Below are 24,891 nucleotides of genomic sequence, written 5' to 3' on the forward strand. Positions count from 1 at the left end.
AGCAATATGCTTCTGCCTGCGTTCGGTGCTGGAGCATGTATGATCAGGCGTAGCAGCGGATCTCGGCAATCGCAGCGCTGGGATCACCGTTCGTGGATTGAACTGTTACGCGCAGCCGATCTGTCTTGACCATCTCCGGCAGAACATGCTGGCGGCGGCATTGATAGTTGTCATAAACGGTGACCACCGGCTGCCAGTTCCCTGCAATCCAAATCTCGATGCAGTAGTCTTTGGGACACTGCGGATCACGATAGAACGGCTCATACAAATGATACTCGCGGAATAGATGGCCGGGAAACGTCAGCTCTACTGTACCGATCCACTGCGCATCCTCCCACTGCAGCTCCAGCCATTGCGGCAGCGTCTCTGACGGATCGGAACGCCACACATTCGTATAGTCATAGGGACGGGCAATCCCTGTGGTGACGTTGGCTGGACTGTAACACGGCTGCGGTGGATCAATTCGGAAGCTTAACGTCCCGCCGTCCCGGTAGCGGCGCATTCTGGACGGCCCCATCTCATAAGCCGAGGTATGGCCCGGAATGACCGTCCCGGCCATATGCCATTCCACCTGCGGATTCTCTGCCAGCTCCATCCGGATGTATTGCCCGGCGGACAGCCCATCCTGCGGACCCAGCCCCACCTCCCAGGCTACCCACTGCATTTGCCCGGGCGGAACCTTGAGCGTTCCGCTCGCCAGCGGTTCACGGACACCGCAGCTATAGTCCCAGATCGAATCCACCGGCAGCAGCACTACTTTAACCGTCTGCTCTATGCCGGAGTCATTGCTGAGGCAGACGGACAGCTTGCTGATCTCCGGTCTGCCGATGGCAATCCACTGCCCGCGCAGGCTGGACAGCGGCTCTCCGCCCTGCGGCGATGCGGGCCGGGCCGCGCGGAAACCGCCGGAGCCGTCCCTGCTCTCCGGTCCTGCCCCGACGACCCGGGCCTCGCTGCTGGCCCGGATATCCGCGGCCCGGGCAAGCTCCCCGGGGTCTGCGCCACGGCAGTTCGGCAGAAAACAGCCTTGGCGCAGCAGCGACTGCTGCACCTCGCGGACGCCTTCCGCCTCCAGTCCGCACACCTCGGTTCCGCGCTTCAGGGCGACAGCCGCCGCCGTTCCGGCGGCCTGCCCCAGCAGCGCGGTCGTCCCCATCACACGCACTGTGCCAAGCGCCGCGTGCGTAGCGCTGATGTTGCGTCCCGCCATCAGCAGATTATCCATATCCTTCGCGATCAGCATCCGCAGCGGCAGGCCGTACGGTCCGCAGTAGCTCTGAACCGCATAATCGCTTGTCTCCGTGTAACCTTCTGCACTGGAGGGCTCAGCCGTCGCCGCAAGCAGGCCTCCGGCACTGTGCAGGTCGATGAACCAGCCGCCGTAGGCGATCTCATCGGCGAATACCGTACGGCCTGCCGGGTCATGCTCGGTTAATAGATAACGCCCCATTACCCTGCGGCTTTCTCTTTTCCCCGGCACCTGCCCCACCCAGTCCAGCGCATAATTGGCCGCCTTCTCTCTCAGCAGCGGGTCCTTATTCTTGATCCAATCCCAGATGCCCAGCACATGGCGGGTTAATTCATGCCGGATCTGTTCATTGTCGTACACCGTATTCCAGGGCACCCCGATTTCAATCCACCAATAACCTGCATCCAAATCATAGAAATGTCTTCCCTGTTCATAGAAATAAGCCGGGTCGTCATACCGGACTGCCCAATCCGGTGCTCGAAAAGGAACCTCCCGGCCCATATCTTTGGCCTTAAAATGGATCGAGCTGCCCATCGTATCCGTACTGGCGGCAAGCGGTGCATGCGGCTCCCCGAACTCCTCCCGGCTCTCCGAGCCCCAGCGCCACTCGCAGCCCGCCTGGTCAGCAACCACAGCGTCGCCTGTGCAGTCGATGAACACCTTGCCCTGTATAGTCATCATCGTATCTGCATTCGCTACCCGCACCTTAACCGCTGAGAGCCGCCGCGTTTCATGCTTCTCCACCGCCGTAACCGTCGAATTCAGATGCACGGTCAGATTCGGAGTGCGGACCGCCATATCATAGAGGGCCATATCCCATACACTGTTCGTCCAGCCGTTTTCCCGTATAGGTTCATGATTGGCGGCACGCTCTTCGACCAGCAGTTCGGAGATAATACCTGTTTCCCGGGCATACGCGTGAAATTGCGCCGCACCATGTGGAGTCACCCGGATTTCCGAGGAGCTGTTGCCGCCCAGCACCGGCCGGTCTTGAATCAGGCAGGTGCTGACCCCCTGCCTGGCTGCGGCGATGGCGGCACAGACACCTGCCAGCCCGCCCCCGCAGACGACCACATCATAACTCTCCTGCTTGTGTGCACTCATGATCTTTATTTCCTCCATCCGTAGTCAGGCCCCGCCTTGCCTTCAGGCATTTTATTCCTTAAATTGTTGATTAACGGTATATACAACGTATTGTACTGCCAGCAGAATGAAAGAAATATCAACAAATCTGTCTGATCCCATGCACATAACTGGTGGAGTTCACTTTCAATGGATCATGCGTATATAGTAGCTTTTGTACACAGATATTGGATTTGTTCACTCCCTGGCAATTCATCCTGTTCACTATTGTAATCTTGCTCTACTGTTCTGTTCATAGGGTGAAGTTTATAATTATACTGTGAACAATATAGAGAGGGCTTATTATCGCCAGTACAGACAATGAAGTCAGGGGGATGTCAATGAGACTGAATAAGATCGGCAACAAAAGAGCACTGTACAGCAAAATATTAGTCAGTATGACGTTATGCGTGTCCTTAACCTTCCTCGTCTCCACGATCATTTATTACAACTACTATATTGGCGTCGAAAAGACGCAGGCCTTCCGTTCCGACCTTAGCGACCTCACCAAAACAAGCAGAGAGGTTGTAAACATGAACGATGCTGCACAATCGCTTTCCTTTCAAATCTACCGTAACAGCACCGTCTCCAAAATTGTACTTTACGACAAGCCGGATATTTATGACGTCACGGCTGCGATGTCGGAGCTTGGCAATTATTTAAGCTCGATGCCATACATCGAATCCATTTATGTCTATAATCCGAAAAGCGAAAAATTCTACATTGCCTCCTCCAGCGGACAAAACGGTGTATTTACCGAACAGGAGCTTGTGGATAAGAACATTCTGGGCATCCTGAACCACTATGAGGAATACAAGCCGTTTATGCCGATTCCGCGGGTCTATTCCAATGGTGCCGAGGAGGACGATCAGGTCCGGGCTTATACCTTTCTATGCTTTGATGCCATCGGCTGGGACCGGGCGATTAATTCAGCAGTGATTGTGAACATCTCCGCACCCTGGATCAACAAAGAGATTACCAGTCCTGTAGATTCCAAAAGCTCGACCTTCATCCTGGCAGACCATGGCGCCTTCCTGTCCAGTAACAGCCTGGAGCAGCAGGAGCTTTCCCCGGAGGAAACCCGCTGGATCGACCAGAAGGTCAAGGGCGACTCCGCAGGTTATTTTATCGGCAAATTTGCTGGAGAGAACTCACTGATTTCTTATACCGCCCCGGATGCTTTAAGCTGGCAGTATGTGCGGATCACGCCGTATGACATCATCACCGAGCAGACCGACAACATCCGGAACGCTACCCTGCTCATTGCAGTCATTATTCTGGTGGGAGGCATCGGGCTGTCCTGGATCATGTCGAAAAGGCTGTATCTGCCCATTCACCGGATCGTCAGCGAGATGAACATTCTCGAAAGCGAAAAACGCGACAGCATGTTTATGATTAGGCAAAATACGGTGCGCGATCTGGTGCTGGGGTTAAAGCCGCTGCAATCCATGCAGCAGGTGGAGAAACTGAGGCAGCTTGGCATTCACTTTACGTTCAACGACGATTACCGCCTCATCCTGCTGCGGATTGACAACTATAATGAATTCAGGGAAGCCAGATCCTCTTATTTGCTGGCCTATAAATTTGCCATTATGAACATCGCTTCGGAAATCTGCGGCCAGACCTACCGTGTGGAGACCGTGGATATGAATGATGACGGCATACTGGTGCTGCTGAATATCATTGATCCGGTAGAATACACCGATACAGGACTGATCGAGACGCTGCTGCGGCAGATTCAGCAGGCCTGCTCTGATTATCTGAAGGTGAGTCTCACCCTTACCTACAGCCATATTGACCGGAATGCCCTGCAGTTGAATCAGCTTTATAAGCAGGTCCGGCAAGCTTCAAATCACCGTCTGTTCTACGGGCATGGCTGCATCATCAGCGCCCAGGCCGTTAGCAGTCTGCAGGCCAATACCTACCACTATCCGACCGAGAAGGAAAAGAAACTTATCGATGCTCTGATGAGCGGCAAAGTCGAGGACGCCCAAGAGCAATTCAGCGCCATCCTCCGGGAAACGGAAGCTTATCCGTTCCATACCGTGCAATTAGCGTTGTCCAGGCTTAGTGTGACGATCAAAGAAATTATCAGTACTGTCCAAAAACGGAACCGTTTACAATGTGATGGGACATCAGGGCTGCCCGCTCTGGATTCCGTAGAAACCGTTGCTGAGCTGGAAGAAGCCTTCTTCGTGCTGTTTAGTGAAATGCGGGAGCAGCTCGCTGAGAAAAAAAGCTCCAAGCAGCATGATCTGATCCTCCTGATTAATCAGAAAATAAACGAGAATTATATGGAGCCGAACCTTAGCCTGAACCAGATCGCGGACGAACTTGATATGTCCCCGATCTATATCAGCCGGCTATACAAGCAGCAGACCATGTCCAGCATCGTGGACATCATTCTGGAGGTGCGCATGCGTGAAGTATGCAGCCTGCTGGAGAGTACCGATCTCCCGGTAACTATCATCGCCGAGCGCTGCGGCTTTACCAGCAGCTCCTACCTGCACCGGATGTTCAAGCGCAGCTTCGGCACCACCCCCACCGATTACCGGCGTTCCAAAAACGCGTGAAAACAGGGGCTGTCTCAAAAGCCATGAAATGGCTGCTGGGATGCCCCCTGTTTTTTTTTACGCAAAAAGAAACCGCTATGCAAGCCCTTTTTATTGAAGTATGGGCAGATCAGTTACAAAAAAAGGTAACGTGAGCCTTTTGGCGAAATAGACTTTAACAGGGAGAGTTCCAAGTTCATTGAAGGTGGGAGATCGGTGGAGAAGCAAAAGCTAATACGTATCTTTGATAAGCAGGCAAACCAATATGATAACAAAAGGGAAGATCCGCAACAAAAACGTTGGCGCCAACAGCTTTTAAGTCATGCGAAGGGCGAGGTGCTTGAGCTTGCCGTGGGGGCAGGTGCGAATTTCCCGTTTTATCCTCAAGACATAAAGGTTACCGCAACTGACTTTAGTGAGGCGATGCTAGAGAAAGCAAAACGGGCGGCACATCATCATCATATTGAGGGTACTTTTATTTGTTCGGATATTGAAGAAATGAGCTTCTCCGATCATTCGTTCGATACTATTGTTTCTACGTTATCCTTCTGCAGTTATGATAATCCATTAATGGTGTTGAATAAGATCAACCGCTGGTGCAGACCGAATGGGCAAATTCTTCTCATGGAGCATGGGATCAGCTCTAACCCTGCGGTTTCTGTTGTCCAAAAAGCACTTAATCCGCTGTTATATCGTACTTATGGCTGTCACTATACAAGGAACATTCTAGGACTGATCAAAGAGTCGGGTCTCAAAATCAATAAGGTGGAAAGCTACTGGCTTAACATGGTTCATCTGATTTGGGTGAGCCCGAGGCCTTGATCCATTTTCGGTTATCCGTTTTCAGTTCCTGTTTTTATTTTCAGTTTTGTGGCTACACCTTACGCTATCCGCGAAGGTCCCGCTACATCGAGGCAGTCTCCAAGTAAAACCGGAGACTGCCTCCTCTACTCTCCTCCCCCTTGCCCAGAAAGCCGTTGGCAAGGGGCTTGTGCCGGCTCAATGAACTTGGAGAACCACCATTAAGGTGAAAGCAGCGGAGGGGAAGTTTGGAACTGTAGGAGCGCCAGCGTCCGAAAGTCCAAACATTCCACGCAGCCGCCCAGCACCAAAATGCCCTTCCCCTTGAGCAAAGCGCAGCAAAAAGCCCCGCCAGCCATAGGCTTTCGGGGCATCTCTGCACTACTTAATACCTTTCTCCGCCACATAAGCGTTCCACTGCTTTGTCCATTCGGCCTGGATCTTCTCCAGCCCGGCTTGCTTAGCCTTCTGCATAAAGGTTTCCAGCCCTTTATCAATATCATCCACTAGACCTGCCTCAAGCGGGAAGAGGTACTGCTTCTCCACTTGCTCCAGCGCCGCTTTTTCCGCCTGGTACGAGGAATAGTCTTCCGCAAAGCCCAGGAACAGGTCAGGCTTCTGAATTTTGTCCAGCTCTTCGAAGATAGCTTTCACACCATCAAAACCTTTGTCGAACAGCATGAATTCCGGATTTCTCCACGCCCAGCCGTTCATCCCCTCACGGGAGAAGCCATTAGATTGGCTGGTGCCGACCAGTTTGTAGTAGCCGTCTTCCACGGTGTAGTTCTTGCCTTCAATACCGTATTCCGTCAACTGGTTATACCGTTTGTCCAGGACCAGCTTCTGATAGAATGCAAGTGCTCTTTCCGGATTTTTGCTGTTCTTCGGAATGGCAAAACCATTGTGTATCGGATGTACCGGTGTAGCATAACCTGTGGTTTTCCCGAACGGATAATAGCCCAGCTCCCAATCGGGATGTGTCGTGCTGATCTTCATCTTCATGTCATTATAGCGTGTCGGGTTATCCCCGAACATGCTGGCCGCTTTGCCGGAGGTGACCGGGTCCTGCATCGTGTCTTTGATATTCAGCACGTTTTTAGGAATGAAGCCTTTGTCTGCCCAGCGTTTCATCGTTTTCAGCTCTTCTTTTTGCTCATCGGAACCCCAGTAGGTGTATACGGTAGCAGGAGATTCATACTTCACACCCATACCATAAGGCAGCGCTCCAACCATTTTATTCAGTTCAGTATAAATGTAGTGCAGATTATTGCCGATATCGCTGTTGAGGGACATAGGCATCATATCCGGCTCGTTTTTGGCAATGCCGTCCATATAGGCCTCATAGCTGGCCAGATCGGTGGGCTGTGGAAGATTGTATTTCTTGCGCAGATCCTCCCGCCATACGAAACCGTTGGTCACATACTCTTTATAAGTCGCAGGAACCGTATAGATTTTACCATCCACCTTCACATCTTCCCACATGGACTCAGGTACAAATTTCTGCAGCTCCGGGGCCGCCTTTGGCAGCAATTCATCAATAGCCAGGAACGCGCCGCGTTTCGCATAAGATTGGTACTGGGTCCAGTCCGCTGTAAAAATCAGATCAATCGCCTGGCCGGAAGACAGCAGCAGCTTATATTTCTGGTCCCAATCCGTCCAGCTCGTATAGTTGAATTTAACGGTAGCATTCAGTTCTTCCTGAGCCATCTTGTTAATTTCCTCTTGAATCACCGGCAGATCCTTAGGGGCATCCCCAAGCATATAGAACTGCAGCTCCACCTTCTTCGAAGTGTCAATTCCGGTATCTGCCGGGGTAGCCGTGCTGCTGTCTGTTTTCACGGCTGTGCCTGCATTACCGTCTGTTTCACTGCTTGTGCTGTTGTTGCCGCTGTTATTGCCGCCACATCCCGCGAGCAGCGAAAGAGCCAGCGCAGCTGTCGTAAGCGTTACCAGTGATCTTCTGCCTGCTTTCTTTTTCATGATGAACCCTCCTAAAGTTTTGTTTGTCAGCACATCTATCAGAATATGACGCTATGTTAGCCGGATAACAGGCACACCGTAATGGCGTGCTCCACCATACGGTTCTAACCTTTTACAGCCCCGATCGTCAAGCCTTTTACAAAATAACGCTGGATGAACGGATACAGAAACAGAATAGGTCCGGTAACGACAATCGCCATCGCCATCTTGGTCGACTCGGTGGGCAGGTCGGCTCCCAGGCTGACACCCGTACCGGCGCCCATGTTGGCAATGAATGCCGCTGAGTTGATTACATTGTACAGATGGAACTGCAGCTGATACTTATGCGGATCATTAATGAACAGCGAAGACGAGAACCAGTCATTCCAATAAGCCAAGGCAAGAAACAGGCCTACCGTAGCAATGCCGGGCATCGACAGCTGGAGCACGATCCGCCAGTAGATTTTGAAATCACCGGCCCCATCAATTTTGGCGGATTCGAACAGCTCCTCAGGAACGGCCGAACGGATAAAGTTCTTCATCAGAATAATCAGGAACGGGGTCATCAGCCCCGGAAAAATAAGCGCACCATACGAATCAGTCAGATGCAGATATTTGGTCATCATGATGTACCAAGGCACCAGCCCCCCGCCGAACAGGGTTGTGAAATAGATGTAAAAGGAAAACGTATTGCGGTATTTGAAGTCTTTACGTGCCAGCACATACCCGGCCATCGTCATAAAAAACAGCCCCAGCACCGTACCCGTCACCGTCGTAAACAGCGTAACGCCATAAGCCCGCAGTACCTCATCCGGGAACGTGAACACCGTCTTGTATCCTTCCAGCGAGAATTGCGCCGGTATAAAATGATACCCATCCTTAATGATAGAATCATTGGCAGTCAAGGAAGCCGAAATAATCAGCAGGAATGGAATCAGGCAGGCCAGTGAACCTAATATGATTACGGTGTAAGCCAGCCCCTGCAGCATCCTTGTATAATGGTCGTCTTTGATATGCATGCTCTTTTCCTCCTATTGCACCTTTTAGAACAAAGCGTAGTCATCATTGATTCTGCGGATAATGTAGTTCACCGTCATGATCAGGATAAAGCCGAACAGGGATTGGTACAGCCCCGCAGAAGTCGCCATTCCGATATCAAAGGTAACCTTGAGTGACCGGAATACATACGTATCCAGAATGTCCGTGGTATTGTAGAGCACACCATTGTTGCCGATCAGCTGATAAAAGAGGTCAAACTGCCCTTTCATAATGCTGCCCAGCGAGAACAGCAGCAGCACAACAAAGGTCGATTTCAGCATGGGCACCGTGATATACCAGATCCGCTGGAAAATATGCGCTCCGTCAATTTTGGCCGCTTCATAGTACTCATCACTGATCCCCGTAATGGCCGCGAGGTAGATTACCATGCTATAGCCAAGGTTTTTCCAGAGATAGAACAAGATGATGAGAAAAATCCAGACGACCGGTTTATTGTAGACATCCACTGGACCGGCTCCGAACTGGGCAAGCAGTGTATTCAAGAAACCGTTATCATAATTGAACACATTGTAGACGATAACGCTCAGGATCACGAAGGAGACAAAATACGGCAGGAACATGATCGACTGGGTAAGCTTCTTGAACCATTTGACACGCAGCTCGCTGAGCAGAATGGCACAGACAATCGCCAGCACGTTGCCCAGCAGGATAAACGCCAGATTGTAACCGATCGTATTGAGCGTAAGCTTCACCAATGTCCCGGATTTCCAGAGAAACTCAAAGTTTTTGAGGCCTACGAACGGTGCATCGAACAGTCCGGAATTGAAATCAAATTGGGTAAATGCATAATAGACTCCGACCATCGGAAAATACGAATTCACCAGAAAAAACAGCAGTGTCGGAAGCAGCATCAGAAAAAGAACCCGGTTATGGATTAGCTCATGCAGAAATCCTTTTTTCTTCTTTTTCATGCCGGCCCCCATCTGTGATGACAGCTGACCCGTTCCCTTTAAGGGAAGCTCAATGGCTAGCGGCATTCCATTCTTGCGTTTGCGCTGTCTCAAAGCCTTCACTCTCCTATACCTATATATAAGTTGCAGCGGCGCCCGATTTCCCGCCTCCGCTTGGACACTCCAGCTGCGTTTAGCGGCTCCGTCCAATGTATGACCCAAGTATAGGAGCCCCCCCTTCCGGCGAACAGTGCAGCTTGAGGGTATTCCTGCATTATGTTGCTAACCGTGCAGTGTACATTTCAGACTTTTGTGCAGAATTGTGAGAATTTGGACCTTTCCGGCAGCTTTGTGAGCACACAAATAACCCCCGGCTCCTCTTCGGATTGAAGATAGAACCGGGGGAATCGCGTCTTCAGCAGCTTGAACCTTTTATCCCTCCATCTTAAAAAGAACCTTGCTCCGCTTCCCGCTGCGTACCGGCTGTCCCCCGGCGGCTTGCATTTCAGCCTCACGCAGCACCTTCTGTCCCCGCCAGCGCCGCAGCACCAGCAGCCCTCTTGCCGCTTCATCGGCAATCATGCAGCAATAAATGCCCACCAGCCCCCATCCGGCGCTGATCCCAAACAGGTAAGAGCCGCCTACTCCGATCAGCGACATGGAGATGATGGAGACTACCATGGTATAACGGGTGTCTCCTATGGCATTGAGGCAGTTGCCCATGGCCATATTGAGCATTTTGCAGGGCTGCAGAATCAGATTCAAGGCAAGCAGTGATACGCCAATCGAGATAATCTCCTGGTCAGCAGTGAAGAAGCCCAGCAGCGTTCTGCCGAACAGAAACAGCAGCAGCACATTGGCACTTACAATGGCAAGCCCGATATAAAGCGTGCGGTACGCCCCCCGGTATGCCTCCTTCATCTGCCGGGCGCCAAAGAGGTGGGCAATCTGAATTTGCCCCGCCATGGCTATGGCATACCCCAGCGTGAAACAGAAGGATTCCAGCGTATTCAGATAGGTACGGGCCGCCAGCTCCTTGGCCCCAAGCAAAGCCAGGAATGAATAGATCGCCAGCTGTGACAACACCCATGAAGAGGAGTTCAGACCCAGCGGCCAGCTGATTCTAACAATCTCCCCGAACAATTTCTTGCTAAAGGTGCGGAAATCCCGCAGCCTGATTGTGCGTTCAAAAGCACCGCTGAACATATACAGCAGCACCACGACACCAAGCAGTCTGCTGACTACGTTGGATACGGCAATTCCTCCCAGCCCCATCTCGGGCAACCCGAACATTCCGAAGATCAGGATATAATTCAGAATAATGTGGATCACATTGACGGCCACTCCTGTATACATCGGCCCGCGTGTATTGCCGGTATTGCGGATCGCCGAGCCGAGCGAAGCGGTCATTCCGACGAGAAACAGTCCTCCGCCGACATAAGTAAGATAGACATGTGCGAGTGGAATCAGACCGCCGGAGATATGAAGTGCACGCGCAATCGGGTCCGAGAACAGGAACAGGAGGATGCTGACCGCAAACCCCAGCACACTGCTGGCCGTAACTCCCATGATCGCTATCTTGCGCGCATCCTCATGGCGTCCCGAGCCGATACGCTGGGCAATCAGAATGCCCGCCCCGCCCGCAAAGGTTGTGAAGAGTGTGGTCAGCGCACCAAACAGCTGGTTTGAAATTCCAACTACCGCAACCGCATCATCGGAGATCCGGCTGACCATGATCGTATCCACCGTGCCAAGCAGCGTCTGTAGAAAAATCTCTATAAAAATCGGCCAGGCCAGCATCCACAGCCCAACTCTTCCACTTCCAGATTTCACTAATTCAACTCTCCTCTCACCGGTTGCACTCATAACTTTCAGCTGCAACAAGCTTATAGATCACCTTGCTAGAAGTAAATTATAGGTGATATACTCTGGGAAATGTAGCAAATTCCAAACCTAAACTTTCATTTTTCAAACCTACATCAAGGGGGTCCTTAATGAGCCTGCTTCAATTTACCGGTCCACCCGTACCTCATTACATCATCAGCGGTCTTGCCTATTTCCTGCCGGGATATATCCATATGAACCGCCAGCATATTCAGGTGTTTGATCTGCTGTTCGTCAGGGAGGGCTGCCTTTATCTCGGCGAGGAGGACCGCAGATACGAGGTCCGGGCAGGAGAAGCGCTGATTCTCCGCCCGGACTGCCATCACTTTGGAACCGAAGGCTGCCGGAAAGACACCTCCTACTATTGGCTCCACTTCCAGACCTCCGGCACCTGGAGTCCGGTTACCGTTCCTTCAGCCTCGTTAAAGGCAGAGGACACGGTTGATGAGTGCTCTCATTCCGCCCTGTTTGATGTCCGCACCTTCAACTTGTGGTTATCGCAGTACATGACACTGCTCCAGCCCGCCAGGATGGAAGAGCTGCTGGCCCAGCTGGAGCAGCTGAAGGTCAATGCCCACCTGGATTCAGTCCGCTTCAAGCAGCAGATTCTGTTCCAGGAGGTTCTGCAGCAGCTCTCCGCCTCCATGCACCGGGAGCAGACCGTCTCGTTGACCACCGCTTGCGCCGAGCAAGCCGCCTCTTATCTGCGTGCCCATTACCGCGAGGAGATCACGACGGGCATGCTGGGAGACAGCCTGAATTTTCATCCGGTCTATATTGCCCGCTGTATGAACAGGGAGTACGGGTGCTCTCCAATGGAATACCTGCTCCGCTACCGCATTGAACAGAGCAAGCTGCTGCTGATGCAGACCAGCTTCCCCATCGCGCGGATTGCTGAAGAAGTCGGCTTCAACCAGGCTCCCTATTTCAGCTCCAGCTTCATGAAGCTGGAAGGGATCTCTCCGCGGCAATACCGCCAGCGCTTCTCCTGATGAAATGCACTGCTGCGGATGGGCGGGTATCCATGTGGATAGCCGCAGCAAGCAAACAAGCCACTATCCGTAACTAACGGATAGTGGCTATGGATCAATCTCTATAGGTTGAACTTTAGATGCCGATCCCCTACCCGAATGGGTACATCTCCTCATCCCTTAATACGCAGCCATCGCTGACGCTGACTACCTCTGTAAGATTACTTGCAATCCGCCTTAGCCTCCTCCTCAAGCGAGGCAAAATAAGCAATTTTATGATCTACCTTTTGCGCAAAGGTCTGGAAAAACTTAATCTTCTCATCAATATGCAGCTTATGAGCCTGCAGCAATTTCCGCTGCTCGGATAGTGAGCTATGTCCTTCCTTGGAGAGCGAGATAAACTGTTTGATATCGGCGATCGGCATCCCGGTATCCTTCAGGCAGCAAATTAACGAAATCAGCTCCAGATCCTCATCATGAAAACAACGGTTTCCGTTCTCATCCCTGGCAACCACGGGCAGTACGCCCTCTCTTTCGTAATAACGTAACGTATATTGGCTCAGACCGCTTTTTTGTGATATGGTTTTGATGCTGTATCCCATGATAACAGCTCCCTTCCGCCTTTGGCTTTGGTTCCATCTCTAAAGTAACACCATTCGGGTTCTATTAAAAGCGCTTTAAAAATCTATTGACTTACAGTTAACTCTAAGGTCTACACTTTACTAGGAACCTTACATTTGAGGAGTGAGCAAACAATGGTAAAAAAAATTAAAGCAGGCAACAGCCAGCTTGAGGTCGCCCAGATTTCTTTAGGCTGCATGCGCATTGCCGATCTGTCTCCACAAGAAGCGGACGTGCATATTCACAGTGCCCTGGAGGCCGGAATAGACTTTTTTGACCATGCGGATATTTATGCCGCCGGTAAAGCTGAAGAAGTATTTGGCGACGTACTGGCCGCCAGCCCGGGCATGCGCGATCAGCTGATGATCCAGACGAAATGCGGAATCCGCCAGGGATTTTTCGACTTCTCCAAAGAGCATATTGTCCAGTCGGTGGAGAACAGCCTGAAGCGCCTGAAGACCGATTATGTAGACGTGCTCCTGCTGCACCGCCCCGACACGCTGATGGAGCCGGAGGAAGTGGCTGAAGCCTTTGATCTCCTGGAGCAAAAAGGCATGGTTAAGCACTTCGGTGTCAGCAACCTCAACCCGCTGCAAATCGAGCTGCTCAAAAAAAATGTCAAACAGCCGCTGCTCTTCAACCAGCTGCAGCTTAGCATTATGGTCTCAGGCATGATTGATGCCGGCTTCAACGTCAACATGACCAACTCCGGTTCAGTTGTACATGATGGAGGCATTCTGGAGTACAGCCGCCTGCATGATATGACAATCCAGCCTTGGTCACCGTTCCAATACGGCTTCTTTGAAGGCGTATTCCTGGGCAATGAGAAGTTCCCTGAATTGAATGAAGTCATTGGCCGCCTGGCCGCTGAAAAAGAAGTTGCCGACACCGCCATCGCGATTGCCTGGCTGCTCAGACATCCGGCCAACATGCAGCCGATCGTGGGCACGACCAATACCCAGCGTCTGCTTGATATTGCCAAAGCGTCGGATATCACACTGACCCGTCAGGAATGGTACGAGATTTATCGTGCAGCGGGCAACAAGCTTCCTTAACTTGTCCCATTTCTGGACCAGCCATAGCTTAAGAACACCTGTAAACAAACAAAGAGTACTCCAGAAGCCGCTTAAGGTTACCGGAGTGCTTTTTGGTATTAACAACCTTACTGAAATTATCATGGATCAACAGCGTACATAATCTAATTGACCTTTTTCATGCACTGGGATATTTTATTTCTAAAGGATAAGTAGAACGGAGCTTGCAGATGGGGTTACACTATAAGGGGTTTCTGATATCGCTTCTGATTTTGTTGCCAAACATTCTTTTATTACGCTTTGCCCCACGATCCATTCCCAAATTAACCTCTACCTCTATTCTCTTTACGGTATTCGAACGGATTGGCCAAATCACTTGTTTTGTTCTGCCTATCCTCTATGGGCGAAAGATTGCAGAGCAACCTATAGACTATATAACACTTCTAATGGGGATCTGCCTCATAATTTACTACCTATGCTGGATTCGCTTTTTTGGGGGCGGCCGAGAGTTTTCATTATTGTTTAAACCCCTAGGTCCTATCCCAATACCAATGGCCCTCTTCCCAATGCTGTATTTTATCCTTCTGGCATATTGGCTGCACTCATATCTCTTTGTTGTCCCTGCCCTTATATTCTCCATCGGCCACTTTGTAAATAGCTGGAGTGTATATACGCAGATCAGGAGATAGTATTACACTGGTCAAAATTCTGATTTTAAAAGCTACTGCTTTCGTTTCTCTAGCCTAGCGCACCCCTTCGCCGCCCTTTTCCGCCCTTTTCCTATCACCATTTAAATGCCGCTTTAAATGACACAATAGCTTGCTATTCCGCCAGTGACAAGTAACGGTGGGCCAAATCAATCAGCAATTGCTCCTCCATCCCGTGGAATTCGAAAATTGTCACTGTCTTATTTTTTTCTTCGTGATAAAGATGCATCTCTTTCCACCCGGAATTGTGCGCTCTGATCAAGGCAATATCCTCTCCAAACCCTTCAACAAACTTCCAGCTGGCCGGATAAGAATAAGACATGTGATCCGACTTCATGCGCGGCTTGTCCGTTAGATCATTATAATCCGTACCCTGCACCACAACGATGTGTTGCTGGCTGTCATTTTCGAAAATTTCCACAAAGGCTGGTCCGAGCGGCGTCACAACCTCATCCTTGCCAGAGTTGTCTGCATAAGAATAGTGTTTTTTTACAAACCCTGCGCTTACCGTCTTGTGCCAGCCTTCAAGCTGATCAAGCGATCTCAGCGGATAAAACGCAAGCTTCTGTACCTCTGCAGCCGTTAATTTGTCTTTTTCCTTAAGTATCTGTGTGAAGCTATCCACTGGCGATTCCCAATTCGTCTCCTCTCCCATCACATCTGGAACGATATTGTCCTCCGGGGTTCGAACCGTGAAGTCCTGACTCCCCCAATCCAGATAGTTCTTCACATAGGAGTAACCGACAGCAGGCACAATGCCCAGGAATAGCACCACGGCCATTGCAACTATCGCCATCCTCCGCTTACCGATTGTCCGCTTGCCCCTTGATTCATGCCAAATTTGTGCCGCACTCACAGAGGTGTTTTTATTTTCCACCGAATCCTTCAGCGCATGTGAAATCCGGGTTTGCACATTATCTTTCATATAGTTTGCCTCCTTGAAAAAGTGCATTATCGCTATCCTGTTTCATCACGATCCTGAGTTTGCTTAACGCGGAATTCAGCCTTGACTTGCATGTCCCGAGCGGGATACCCAAAACCTGCGCCGCCGCCTCCAGGGATAAGTCCTGATAATAATGCAGCACGATAACCTCCCGGCATTTTAATGACAGCATGGCGACATGCTGCCAGACCTCTTGGCTGCTATCCGGAACAAATCCCTGTCCCCCTGCTGTATCAACCGCCTCCGGCATATGCTGGCCAAACAGCTTGAGCCATGTTTGCTTGCGCAGCATATTCCGCGTAATGTTCACCGCGATCCGGTTTATCCAAGGACGAAAGGGCCGCCCTTCATCATACAAATCGTATTTATTCATTACTTTAATAAAGGTCTCCTGAGTAATATCATCAGCCAGCGCCTCAGAGCGGGTTAACAATAAAGCTGTGCGGTATACATAAGCGGAATGCTCATTGAATAGCTCGGTTAATTTCTCTTCTGTTATTTGTGTTTTCATCTCACCCCTCCTCCGAAATATGGCTTGTTGAAATACTGTCATAGTATATACACAGCGAGGCAGCTGTTTAGTTCGATTTTGCACTTAATAAATACACAAAAAAGCCCATTGATATTATATCAATGGACTTCTAAAGGTTGTAGTTGGTACCGGCGAGAGGACTCGAACCTCCACGGTTTCCCACTCGATTTTGAGTCGCACATGCTATCGCGACATGAGCAGAAGTTCCTAAAATCATTCGTACTTTTTGATTCCTGTTACCTTCTATGTTTCTGTTAAAAGGAATTTAGAATACTTGTACAACTTCTTTAATATCATCGATTTCCTCAAGAATTGCGCGCTCAATAGCAGCCTTTAACGTAATCGTAGCACTTGGGCAACCGTTGCAAGCTCCCAAAAATCTTAATCTGGCTATACCGTTCTCAACCTCGACCAGTTCAGCATCTCCACCGTCACGCAGTAAGAAAGGACGTAGTTTGAGAAGCACTTCCGATACTTCATCGAATAAAATTCCATTTTCTTCCATTGCGCCAGCTCCTCTCATTGTTTTACCAACAGTCAATTTATGCCTTTTTTCACCCTAGATGTCTAAGTGATCCTTTGCTTTTTGCCTAAGAATGGCCTCTTGATCCGATTCCAGGTGCGAATAAATAGTAGCCGTTGTTGAGTAATCACTATGACCTAACCATTCCTGAACCTCTTTCATGCTAACACCATTACTCAATAGTAAAGTAGCGCAGCTATGACGCAGATCGTGAAAACCGTCAATCCGCATCATGTACACAAAAGCAAAAAACTTGAAGACAACTCACCGACGAAAAACGACTATAAAGATGCCAAAGTCATTGCCATTGCCTATCTGGTGCGAAACGGGAAATATAGCGAACCTAATCAACCTACGAGCCTCTACGCAGACCTACGCATTCTCATGAATCTCCGAGAGAAGATCATGGTAAATCTGGGGCAGGTGCAAAGACGGATGCAGAACTGGAAGGATCAATTTTTCCCGGAGTACAGAGAGGTTTTTAAACTACCACCTGCTTTGAGCAGGTGGTAGTTTAATCAGCAGGCTAAAGAAGCGGCCCTCTCAAAAATGAGCGTCCGCTTCTTTTCTAATTGTCGTGTCTGTAACGGACGGCAGTTCCCTTATTGAAACTAACTTACAGAATTGAAATTTACATACTCCAGTGCGTACTTTTCATGCCTGAGAAATGATTCTATACTGAGTTAAACATAGTGAATGGGGGAGGTTCAGTTGGATTATTGGATCCGAATGGAGGGAGGAAATCTGCGCCTTGGAACGCAGATGGACCCTAAATCTGAAGCGGTGACGGCGAGCTCTAAGACTGTCCGGGATCTGGTGAAATGGGATATTCCTGCGGGTGTGTACCGAGCCAAAGATATTGTCCGCGAAGTCGGAATCCTGCTCGAAGCGGTTTGTGCTCGCCTGGGAGGCGCCGCCGTCGAGCCGCTGTTAGGGAATCTTCAAGCATGCCTGGCGGTTTCCGGGAGAGAAGCGGTGCTGCCGTTTGCTTCGCTGGCGACGGGCGAGGAGACGAAGAGCCGCTTCCTGGCTCAGGCAGAGCAAATCGGAACAGCTCTATCGGGCTGGGCCCGGGAAATTTATGCCGAGCACCCGGGACGGCAGCGGTATGGATATGATACCTTGATCCGACTCGTTCATCAAAGCCGGTGCGATCAGCATTTTCCGATTATGTGGCCACCAAAGAAGAAATGATCTCACGCGTAGCGGCTTGGCAATCCGACCGGAACACTGCACGTTCGACCGTTAATTGGCAATTCACAACAAAAGATGCTCGGATCAGGCTCAACAGATTATACCCTGAAATTTAGGCGATACGCAGTACTAGATTTTTAAGGATCATGGGGGCACCATTGATTTTGGAACCTCAATTTGGCAAATCGATGTTATGGGTGGCTTTGAAGGAAGTACGCCTCGGGGATTCACATTGGAAGCACTACTGCGGAAATAAATGAGGCTTACCCCGACGCTGTTCCTTCTTCAAGTGATGAGTAGTTTATACGCTCAAAAGATGCATAGCTTCAACACTCAACAGATAATCAGTACTGGATTCAATTCAGTGTAAAGGATGGGAAAGTTATCGGCATCGTCATTACCAAAAATCTGACTATGCAATAAACTTATATATCTATACCTAACCTAAAAAAACAGGTGGTCATAAGACAATCCGTTTTTTTAGGTTTCACATCATCTATGGGTTAACTGAACGAGATATTCTGAAATTTATAAAGACCAGGGTCGGTTGTCTGAACATAGTTAAGGCCATATTCAAACACGCAGCCGCTACGTTCGCCATCCGCGGTATACTTGGGATTTTCATCCGTTAGCACGATGCGGTATCAATCGCACAAAAGAACATCCCTTCTGCCAACCACCAGTTAGGATGTTCTTCAATCTCATTACATAAGTATGGAATTAATGCCCCATCATCGCATCATTTAGCTGTCCATTTTATAGAGCTTAGCGAGCCCGCCCTCTGAAGTTTCGCGGTAACTACTTTTCATATCCATGCCTGTCTCATACATGGTCTGTACAACCAAATCAAAGGATATCTTACGGGTACCAGACAAGAATTTGGCCAGACTCAGCGCATTGATCGCCCGCATCGCACCGACAGCATTCCGCTCAATGCAAGGAATCTGAACCAGTCCGTTAATCGGATCACAGGTTAATCCCAAGTGGTGCTCCATGGCAACCTCCGCCGCATACTCAATCTGATCGATCTCCATACCAGACAGTTCAGCCAGTGCAGCTGATGCCATCGAGCAAGCCGTGCCAACCTCCGCCTGGCAGCCGCACTGAGCGCCGCTGATGGAGGCGTTCTGCTTGACCAGATTACCCATGAGCCCTCCGACGGCCAGAGCCCTGAGAATCTGTTCGTCCGGGACCCGCATCTTCTCCTGCATATAACGGAGCGAGGCAGGGACAACACCGCTGGCTCCGCAGGTCGGAGCCGTTACGACTGTGCCGGCGACGGCATTCTGTTCGTTGACGGCGAAAGCGTATGCGCTGACGATCCGGTTCTCCCGTGTCTCCGGGCTCTCATCCACATGCCCCTGATGATAGAGATATTTCGCCTTGCGTTCGACATGAAGACCGCCTTCCAGAATACCTGTGACGGACAGCCCTTCGTCGATCGAATACTTCATTGCTTCCCAGATTCCTTGGAGGAATTCCCAGATCTGTTTGCCTTCACGCTGCTCGACGTAATCGCTTAGTCGGATATGATTCGCTTTACAAAAGGTACTGATCTCTGCAAAGCTGTTCTCCGGGTAAACATCAGGCCCATGCGTCTCCTCCCGCCCCTCAATCACGATATCCCCGCCGCCGATACTGACAGCACGTATGAATGCGGTTTGCCGCCCGTCTTGGTAAGCGAACAAGTCCATGGTATTGGGATGAGGCAGAACAAAGTCAGGCTGCGGAACAAATTGAACCTCCGCTGGAGCGGGCGACAGTGCTCTAATAATAGCTTTGTCCGTCATATGGCCTTTGCCTGTTTTGGCAAGGGAACCATAGATCAACGCCTTGAACTGGTCTGCTTCTTCATTTTCCGACTTGAAGATTCTGGCCGCTTTCTCCGGCCCCATGGTATGGGAGCTGGACGGTCCGCTGCCAATCTTAAATAGCTCAGTCAACGATCTCATAGCACCCTTATCCCTTCTTAGTTGTCTTTGGCTTAAGATCTTCATCCTGCGGCTCGACCAGCCTTATCGCTCATTCCTCTGAAAACGTTCCTTAAGCTTCATCAGCCGCTCATGAATCCCCTCTTCATCAATAGCCATGTCAACCAATTGGTGGGTAAGCTGAAGACCTTGATTCTCTGCAAAAGCTTGTTTCCACGGATGCGACACAATCGAATGCGTAAGATGTCTTGTTGAGCGGGGTGCCTGCATGATCATTTCTGCCAGCTCCCATGCCCGTGGAAGAAGCCGTTCATGAGGCAGTACCTCACTGACCAGACCGAGATCTAATGCCTCTTGAGCAGTAATGTTCATCCCCGTGTATGCGTAGTATGCCGCTTTCTTGGTTCCCAATAATTGTTGAAGTGCCAGGACAATTCCATCTCCAGGCGGAACACCGCCTAGATAATGGGCATCGAAGAACGCCGTGTCTTCCGCGCAAATGGTAATATCACAAAGCGTTCCCAGCTGCCAGTGTGCGCCTGTGCCATTGATCGCTCCAATCGTGGGGATGTCCATGCAATGAACCATATTTTCAATCATTCTAAGTGATTCATGGTACATTTCCAGCTTCCGGCGATTCGGCCAATCCATGAATTTCGTATTCCAGACTTCAGGATTGCCGATCTGCCATAACTCTCCTGTCCCTGTAAGGATCATGACCTCATTCTCAGGATCACGGCCGATATCTGACCATACATGACCATATGCGGCTTGGACCGGCCAGTCGAATTGTAAAGGTCCCCCGTCAGTGTGCATACGCACTTCGAGTATACCGCCGCGGCGGGTCATGAGGAATAAGTCCTTGTACTTCTCCGAGTACTCTTCGAACCCTGTAGGTCCTGTCATCTTTCTATTGAACATCTTTGCCCATCAGGCGTCCCTGCATTTTCTTCAGCCGCTCCAGTGCTCCTTCTTCATCAATGGCCATGTCGTACATCTGGTGGGCAAGCTGGAATCCCTGATCGGCGACCAGAGCCTGCTTCCATGGCCGGGAGATAATAGAGTGAGACAGATGTCTCGTTGAACGCGGTGCCTGCATGATCATCTCCGCAAGCTCCCAAGCGCGCGGAAGAAGCTTTTCACGGGGCAGAACTTCACTAACGATACCCAGGTCCAAAGCGGTCTGACCATTGATATTCTTGCCGGTGTATGCATAGTAGGCTGCTTTCTTGAAACCAATCATGTTCTGCAGTGTGAGCAGCATTCCGTCTCCTGGAGGTGTGCCTCCCAGATAATGCGGATCGAAAAAGTCAGCGTCTTCTGTACAAATGGTAATATCGCAGAGCGTTGCAAGCTCACAGTGCGTTCCCGGACCATTGACCGCCCCGATGGTCGGGATGTCAATGCAGAAGATCAGATTTTCAAGCAGTCTCAGTGATTCATGATACTGTTCGAGCTTCTTTTGCTTCGGCCAATCCATAAATTTCGTATTCCAGACCTCAGGGTCGCCAATCACCCATTTATCCCCAGTTCCCGAAATAATCATGACTTCGTTCTCCGGGTCACGGCCGATATCTGACCAGGCATGAGACCAGGCGGTATGGGCTTCCCAATTGTGCTTGTACGGTCCTCCGTCCGTGTGCAGCCGCACTTCGATGATTCCGTCACGGCGGGTCATTAACAGGAATTCCTTGTATTTCTCCGAGTACTCTTCAAATTTGGTGGGTCCAATCATACGTCTCTCTGACATGTTAATTCCTCCTAAGTTTGGTTTAGAGCTTATCTGTTACTTTCAAGCCAGTCTCTGGAAAAAGCTGCGTAAGCCGCAGCCCCTCTATGAAGCACCTCATCCGAGAACATCGTCTTTGGATGGTGTACAGGGTAACTATAACCTTCTTCGGTACTGCCTGCGTTAAGAAACACTGTGGTACTTGGCACCGCCTGAGATACAAATGCGAAGTCTTCCGAGCCCATTAATTTACCGCCGGGTACCAGCTCAGTTATACCGATATAGGAACCGTCACCAAAGGTATTTGCAATCGAAGCCCTCATTTGCTCATTAAGCCCGCCATCCGTTTTCACCTCAGGACAACCTCTCGTATAGATCACTTCCATTTTTGCCTGAAAAGTTTCTCCGATACCTGCGGTAATTGCACGGATACGGGCTTCCACTTTATCCCGTAATGCAGCGTCAAATGTGCGCACGCTTCCTTTCAATCTGGCCGTATCGGGAATCACGTTGTTCGTAGTTCCGCCTTCCATCACGCCAATGGTAAGCACTGCATTATCAATCGGCGAAACTTCCCGGCTAAGAATACCCTGCAGCGCCAGATGAAGATGAGCAGACACATTTAAGGGGTCCACTGCGGCCTCGGGCATTGCGCCATGTGAGCCCCTCCCCCGGATGATGATTTCGAACCAATCCGAAGAAGCTGAAATCGCGCCACCTTCCTCAGGCACTACAAATTGTCCGACAGGAAGCGGCATTCCGGTCAATACGTGAAGCATCATAGCGGCATCCACCTTGGGATTGTCGAGAATCCCGCTCTCCAGCATCATTTTTGCCCCGTGCAGCGTCTCTTCACCCGGCTGAAACATAAGCTTAACCGTCCCGCGAAGCTGCCCTTCATTAGCCTTTAGGATCTCCGCAGCTCCGAGCAGCATAGAGGTATGCATGTCATGACCGCAAGCATGCATGTTTCCATTCAACGATGCGTAAGACAGCTCCGTTTCTTCTTGAATGGGCAAAGCGTCCATATCCGCACGGATCAGAACCACCTTCCCGTCATGCTGTCCGCCAATCGTAACCGTTAGCCCTGATTCTCCTACCGGAGCGGGCTTAAGCCCCATCGACTCCAAGGCCTCTTTTACGTATGCAGTTGTCCTTGGCAAACTTAAATCAAGCTCCGGAACCGCATGAAGATGATGCCTGTACGTGACCAACTTGTCCTGCAACTGCTGGGCCATACTCATTAAGTCTCCAGCTTCTTCAATCACAATGAACATCTCCCAAAGCACAAATTAAATGAACGTTAGAACAGAGTTAACATTCCCCCCCTTTGTATTTTAAGACTTTTTAAGAACACTTTTATCGTACTGACATTTTCATTCGCTGTCAAGAGATATTAAGACATTTTAAGAACATTATTTTGGGGGCTGACGGAATATTGTAATATCACATTTATTGTGATATAACTCTTTTGATTGGACTGTTAATGAAAGGAATCTATTATGAAAATCAAACTGGGTATTATCACGCCTGAGACCCATATGGACTATTTCCGCACCATTGAAGAGGAAATGCGGCCACTATGTCAGTTCCGGTTTCTTACAATCAGCAATTTCCGGGAAACTACAGACATCTATCTCAATAACTTGGAATCGGTGGATGGATTTGTGATCAGCGGCAGGATGCTTTACGAGTCCATCGACAAGGAATGCCTGGATGACAAGGTACCTGTTCACATTTTGCAGGATGATGAGAACCTGCTGTATAGAGAGCTTTTCCGGCTGCTGGTTACAGAACCTGGGCTGGATATCTCCCGGATCTATGTGGATTATGCGTATATCATCGAGTCTTTCAGCGAATTCCAGCAATACCTGACTCATGAGGGTAAACCCATTGACAGCGGAGATTTGCTCGAACGGGTGGAGACCATGCTGGAGAACCATATCACGCTGTGGGAAGATGAGAAAATAGACCTGTCCATCACGGCGTTCGGCCATTTTGTCCCGGAACTGCAAAAGCACGGAGTCAGATATATTTTAATCCGACCCACCTTGGAGAACGTCAAAGAGACCATAAGCGAAATTATCAACGAAATTACCATCCTCAAGCTTAAGAACCAGAGGGCAGTTGTTGCATTCTTATCGGCCATAACAGAGCTGCCGCCATCTGAAGAGCAGCTTCATGAGCTGAAACTCCTTGTCGGCAGGTTTCTACACAGCATGAATCTGGCAGACACGGCCCAAATTTCAGAAGGCTTTGTCAGACTGTACACTACCTACGGAAATTTCATGAGGATCACCTCTAACGCGCATAACTGCACCCTCCTGGAATATCTGGAAGAGCGCATACAAGGCAAGGTGAAGATTGGTTGGGGCTCGGGGCATGAATATTTTCAAGCGAACGTTAACGCTACCAAAGCTCACAGACAGGCGGAGGCCTTTACGGGCAGCTGCAGCTTTTTGATAGACGAGAATCAGAAGGTTGTTGGCCCCATGCGGAGCATGAATGTCATCCAGTTCTCTGAACAGGGGGACCCGGAAATCATTGCGTTAGCCAAAAGGATCGGAATCAACAACATCAATTTGCAAAAAATCATGTCCTATGCAGAAATCACGAGAACCAATAAATTATCCTCTGAGGATGTTGCCGAGTGCCTGTCCATGACCGTCAGAGGTGCAAACCGTATCCTTAACAAAATTGAAGAAAGTAAGTACGTACAAACGGTATTTGAAAAGCGGGACAACAGTAAAGGGCGGCCCAAAAAATACTACGAGCTGTTGTTTCTTGACAACGAAGGGCACAAATTAAGCAAATGATGCGCAATAGTAAAAGGCACATTTTCTAAATTGAAAACGTGCCTTTTGTGCGCTTAAATACTGGGTCAAATCACTCTCTGGCCGGACGACCAGCTCTGCACATGCTGCAGAAACCGCCGCGTCGCCGGTGAAGCATATTTCATCGAGTTGACCGTGAGGCCAAGGGAACGGAAGCTGCGCTCTTCCAGCTCAAGCATGGCTACATACTCATGCTGGAACCGGGTGACCAGCTCCGGGAGGATGCTGATGCCCAGGCCTTTTTCCACCATGGCAATAATGGCGTAACCATCCCCGGCCGAGAACTGATGCCCGCCTTTTCAGCACCCGTCACACATCCTAGTCTGAATCGGCCTTGGGAATGATGAAGTCCCCGT

The 24,891-nt window shown here is 50.0% G+C and carries 21 protein-coding genes and 1 pseudogene; 7 read left to right on the forward strand and 15 right to left on the reverse strand.

The genetic code is table 11. From position 1 onward, the window contains the following. Positions 1-43 precede the first annotated feature (43 nt). Entirely contained in the window at positions 44-2,353 is a 2,310-nt protein-coding gene (locus H70357_RS28870; protein WP_038596460.1) for an FAD-dependent oxidoreductase, read from the reverse strand. Positions 2,354-2,712: 359 nt separating this feature from the next. Here H70357_RS28870 and H70357_RS28875 point away from each other — a divergent pair, with 359 nt between their 5' ends. Together H70357_RS28875 and H70357_RS28880 are read left to right on the forward strand one after the other, a co-directional pair. Further along, complete coding sequence (locus H70357_RS28875; protein ID WP_038596462.1) at positions 2,713-4,944, forward strand: AraC family transcriptional regulator; 2,232 nt, start codon at positions 2,713-2,715, stop codon at positions 4,942-4,944. Between the two features lie 195 nt (positions 4,945-5,139). After that, complete coding sequence (locus tag H70357_RS28880; protein ID WP_038596464.1) at positions 5,140-5,745, forward strand: class I SAM-dependent methyltransferase; 606 nt, start codon at positions 5,140-5,142, stop codon at positions 5,743-5,745. A 360-nt stretch (positions 5,746-6,105) separates the two neighbouring features. Here H70357_RS28880 and H70357_RS28885 read toward each other — a convergent pair whose 3' ends face one another. The 4 genes from H70357_RS28885 to H70357_RS28900 all read right to left on the reverse strand — a co-directional run bounded on the left by H70357_RS28885 (position 6,106) and on the right by H70357_RS28900 (position 11,498). Continuing rightward, positions 6,106-7,704, reverse strand: a complete 1,599-nt coding sequence (locus tag H70357_RS28885; protein WP_038596466.1) for an extracellular solute-binding protein — start codon at positions 7,702-7,704, stop codon at positions 6,106-6,108. Between the two features lie 104 nt (positions 7,705-7,808). Beyond that, positions 7,809-8,702, reverse strand: coding sequence for a carbohydrate ABC transporter permease (locus tag H70357_RS28890; protein WP_038596468.1), 894 nt, complete (start codon positions 8,700-8,702; stop codon positions 7,809-7,811). 24 nt (positions 8,703-8,726) lie between these two features. Continuing rightward, positions 8,727-9,665: an ABC transporter permease gene (locus tag H70357_RS28895; RefSeq protein WP_231578519.1), complete on the reverse strand. Its 939-nt coding sequence runs from the start codon at positions 9,663-9,665 to the stop codon at positions 8,727-8,729. Positions 9,666-10,064: 399 nt separating this feature from the next. Then, a complete protein-coding gene (locus H70357_RS28900) occupies positions 10,065-11,498 on the reverse strand; it encodes an MATE family efflux transporter (protein WP_052092713.1) in 1,434 nt (477 codons plus the stop codon). Between the two features lie 128 nt (positions 11,499-11,626). Here H70357_RS28900 and H70357_RS28905 point away from each other — a divergent pair, with 128 nt between their 5' ends. Continuing rightward, the gene (locus tag H70357_RS28905) at positions 11,627-12,508 is read left to right on the forward strand and encodes an AraC family transcriptional regulator (protein WP_038596470.1); all 882 of its coding nucleotides are present in this window, start codon (positions 11,627-11,629) and stop codon (positions 12,506-12,508) included. A gap of 200 nt (positions 12,509-12,708) precedes the next feature. Here the strand turns inward: H70357_RS28905 and H70357_RS28910 are convergent, their stop codons facing one another. Next, positions 12,709-13,089 (reverse strand): MerR family transcriptional regulator, encoded by a 381-nt coding sequence (locus H70357_RS28910; RefSeq protein ID WP_038596472.1) that lies wholly within the window; start codon positions 13,087-13,089, stop codon positions 12,709-12,711. Positions 13,090-13,242: 153 nt separating this feature from the next. On the opposite strand from H70357_RS28910, the gene H70357_RS28915 reads away from it, so the two are divergent. Beyond that, a complete protein-coding gene (locus tag H70357_RS28915; protein WP_038596474.1) occupies positions 13,243-14,163 on the forward strand; it encodes an aldo/keto reductase in 921 nt (306 codons plus the stop codon). Positions 14,164-14,964: 801 nt separating this feature from the next. On the opposite strand, the gene H70357_RS28925 is transcribed toward H70357_RS28915, so the two are convergent. The 4 genes from H70357_RS28925 to H70357_RS36980 all read right to left on the reverse strand — a co-directional run bounded on the left by H70357_RS28925 (position 14,965) and on the right by H70357_RS36980 (position 17,081). Further along, positions 14,965-15,774: a hypothetical protein gene (locus H70357_RS28925; protein ID WP_038596478.1), complete on the reverse strand. Its 810-nt coding sequence runs from the start codon at positions 15,772-15,774 to the stop codon at positions 14,965-14,967. Next, positions 15,764-16,303: an RNA polymerase sigma factor gene (locus tag H70357_RS28930; RefSeq protein WP_038596480.1), complete on the reverse strand. Its 540-nt coding sequence runs from the start codon at positions 16,301-16,303 to the stop codon at positions 15,764-15,766. Before H70357_RS28930 ends, H70357_RS28925 begins: the two co-directional genes overlap by 11 nt. 286 nt (positions 16,304-16,589) lie before the next feature. Next, positions 16,590-16,829, reverse strand: a complete 240-nt coding sequence (locus H70357_RS28935) for a NifU family protein (RefSeq protein ID WP_038596482.1) — start codon at positions 16,827-16,829, stop codon at positions 16,590-16,592. 54 nt (positions 16,830-16,883) lie between these two features. Then, the gene (locus tag H70357_RS36980; RefSeq protein ID WP_331281743.1) at positions 16,884-17,081 is read right to left on the reverse strand and encodes a tyrosine-type recombinase/integrase; all 198 of its coding nucleotides are present in this window, start codon (positions 17,079-17,081) and stop codon (positions 16,884-16,886) included. Here H70357_RS36980 and H70357_RS28940 point away from each other — a divergent pair. Further along, positions 17,058-17,333 (forward strand): annotated as a pseudogene (locus H70357_RS28940) (IS110 family transposase); the annotation flags it as partial. The gene H70357_RS36980 and the pseudogene H70357_RS28940 sit on opposite strands and share 24 nt — an antisense overlap. A gap of 225 nt (positions 17,334-17,558) precedes the next feature. Then, the gene (locus H70357_RS28945; protein WP_038596484.1) at positions 17,559-18,041 is read left to right on the forward strand and encodes a hypothetical protein; all 483 of its coding nucleotides are present in this window, start codon (positions 17,559-17,561) and stop codon (positions 18,039-18,041) included. 743 nt (positions 18,042-18,784) lie between these two features. Here H70357_RS28945 and H70357_RS28950 read toward each other — a convergent pair. From H70357_RS28950 to H70357_RS28965, 4 genes are all read right to left on the reverse strand, one after another. Beyond that, positions 18,785-19,993 (reverse strand): L-serine ammonia-lyase, iron-sulfur-dependent, subunit alpha, encoded by a 1,209-nt coding sequence (locus tag H70357_RS28950; RefSeq protein ID WP_038596486.1) that lies wholly within the window; start codon positions 19,991-19,993, stop codon positions 18,785-18,787. Between the two features lie 63 nt (positions 19,994-20,056). Further along, positions 20,057-20,893: an enoyl-CoA hydratase/isomerase family protein gene (locus H70357_RS28955; protein WP_038596488.1), complete on the reverse strand. Its 837-nt coding sequence runs from the start codon at positions 20,891-20,893 to the stop codon at positions 20,057-20,059. Next, positions 20,883-21,722 (reverse strand): enoyl-CoA hydratase/isomerase family protein, encoded by an 840-nt coding sequence (locus tag H70357_RS28960; protein ID WP_038596490.1) that lies wholly within the window; start codon positions 21,720-21,722, stop codon positions 20,883-20,885. The genes H70357_RS28955 and H70357_RS28960 overlap by 11 nt, the downstream gene beginning before the upstream one ends. 29 nt (positions 21,723-21,751) lie before the next feature. Next, positions 21,752-22,978 carry a M20 metallopeptidase family protein gene (locus tag H70357_RS28965; protein ID WP_038600783.1) on the reverse strand — a complete coding sequence of 409 codons (1,227 nt, stop codon included), beginning with the start codon at positions 22,976-22,978 and terminating at the stop codon, positions 21,752-21,754. 225 nt (positions 22,979-23,203) lie between these two features. On the opposite strand from H70357_RS28965, the gene H70357_RS28970 reads away from it, so the two are divergent. Further along, positions 23,204-24,517 carry a hypothetical protein gene (locus tag H70357_RS28970; protein ID WP_038596492.1) on the forward strand — a complete coding sequence of 438 codons (1,314 nt, stop codon included), beginning with the start codon at positions 23,204-23,206 and terminating at the stop codon, positions 24,515-24,517. A gap of 65 nt (positions 24,518-24,582) precedes the next feature. On the opposite strand, the gene H70357_RS28975 is transcribed toward H70357_RS28970, so the two are convergent. Next, positions 24,583-24,786, reverse strand: a complete 204-nt coding sequence (locus H70357_RS28975; RefSeq protein ID WP_038596494.1) for a LysR substrate-binding domain-containing protein — start codon at positions 24,784-24,786, stop codon at positions 24,583-24,585. Positions 24,787-24,891: the final 105 nt, after the last annotated feature.

Source organism: Paenibacillus sp. FSL H7-0357, from assembly GCF_000758525.1.
Classification (GTDB): Bacteria; Bacillota; Bacilli; order Paenibacillales; family Paenibacillaceae; genus Paenibacillus_AQ.

Excerpts from the sequence above, each read along its gene's own strand:
- H70357_RS28925 (WP_038596478.1), bottom strand. The coding sequence starts at position 15,774 with ATGAAAGATAATGTGCAAACCCGGATTTCACATGCGCTGAAGGATTCG.
- H70357_RS28955 (WP_038596488.1), bottom strand. The coding sequence starts at position 20,893 with ATGTTCAATAGAAAGATGACAGGACCTACAGGGTTCGAAGAGTACTCG.
- H70357_RS28910 (WP_038596472.1), bottom strand. The coding sequence starts at position 13,089 with ATGGGATACAGCATCAAAACCATATCACAAAAAAGCGGTCTGAGCCAA.
- H70357_RS28970 (WP_038596492.1), top strand. The coding sequence starts at position 23,204 with ATGAAAATCAAACTGGGTATTATCACGCCTGAGACCCATATGGACTAT.
- H70357_RS28870 (WP_038596460.1), bottom strand. The coding sequence starts at position 2,353 with ATGAGTGCACACAAGCAGGAGAGTTATGATGTGGTCGTCTGCGGGGGC.
- H70357_RS28905 (WP_038596470.1), top strand. The coding sequence starts at position 11,627 with ATGAGCCTGCTTCAATTTACCGGTCCACCCGTACCTCATTACATCATC.
- H70357_RS36980 (WP_331281743.1), bottom strand. The coding sequence starts at position 17,081 with ATGATGCGGATTGACGGTTTTCACGATCTGCGTCATAGCTGCGCTACT.
- H70357_RS28890 (WP_038596468.1), bottom strand. The coding sequence starts at position 8,702 with ATGCATATCAAAGACGACCATTATACAAGGATGCTGCAGGGGCTGGCT.
- H70357_RS28930 (WP_038596480.1), bottom strand. The coding sequence starts at position 16,303 with ATGAAAACACAAATAACAGAAGAGAAATTAACCGAGCTATTCAATGAG.
- H70357_RS28950 (WP_038596486.1), bottom strand. The coding sequence starts at position 19,993 with ATGAGATCGTTGACTGAGCTATTTAAGATTGGCAGCGGACCGTCCAGC.
- H70357_RS28915 (WP_038596474.1), top strand. The coding sequence starts at position 13,243 with ATGGTAAAAAAAATTAAAGCAGGCAACAGCCAGCTTGAGGTCGCCCAG.
- H70357_RS28960 (WP_038596490.1), bottom strand. The coding sequence starts at position 21,722 with ATGTCAGAGAGACGTATGATTGGACCCACCAAATTTGAAGAGTACTCG.
- H70357_RS28885 (WP_038596466.1), bottom strand. The coding sequence starts at position 7,704 with ATGAAAAAGAAAGCAGGCAGAAGATCACTGGTAACGCTTACGACAGCT.
- H70357_RS28895 (WP_231578519.1), bottom strand. The coding sequence starts at position 9,665 with ATGGGGGCCGGCATGAAAAAGAAGAAAAAAGGATTTCTGCATGAGCTA.
- H70357_RS28965 (WP_038600783.1), bottom strand. The coding sequence starts at position 22,978 with ATGTTCATTGTGATTGAAGAAGCTGGAGACTTAATGAGTATGGCCCAG.
- H70357_RS28875 (WP_038596462.1), top strand. The coding sequence starts at position 2,713 with ATGAGACTGAATAAGATCGGCAACAAAAGAGCACTGTACAGCAAAATA.
- H70357_RS28900 (WP_052092713.1), bottom strand. The coding sequence starts at position 11,498 with ATGAGTGCAACCGGTGAGAGGAGAGTTGAATTAGTGAAATCTGGAAGT.
- H70357_RS28975 (WP_038596494.1), bottom strand. The coding sequence starts at position 24,786 with ATGGTGGAAAAAGGCCTGGGCATCAGCATCCTCCCGGAGCTGGTCACC.
- H70357_RS28935 (WP_038596482.1), bottom strand. The coding sequence starts at position 16,829 with ATGGAAGAAAATGGAATTTTATTCGATGAAGTATCGGAAGTGCTTCTC.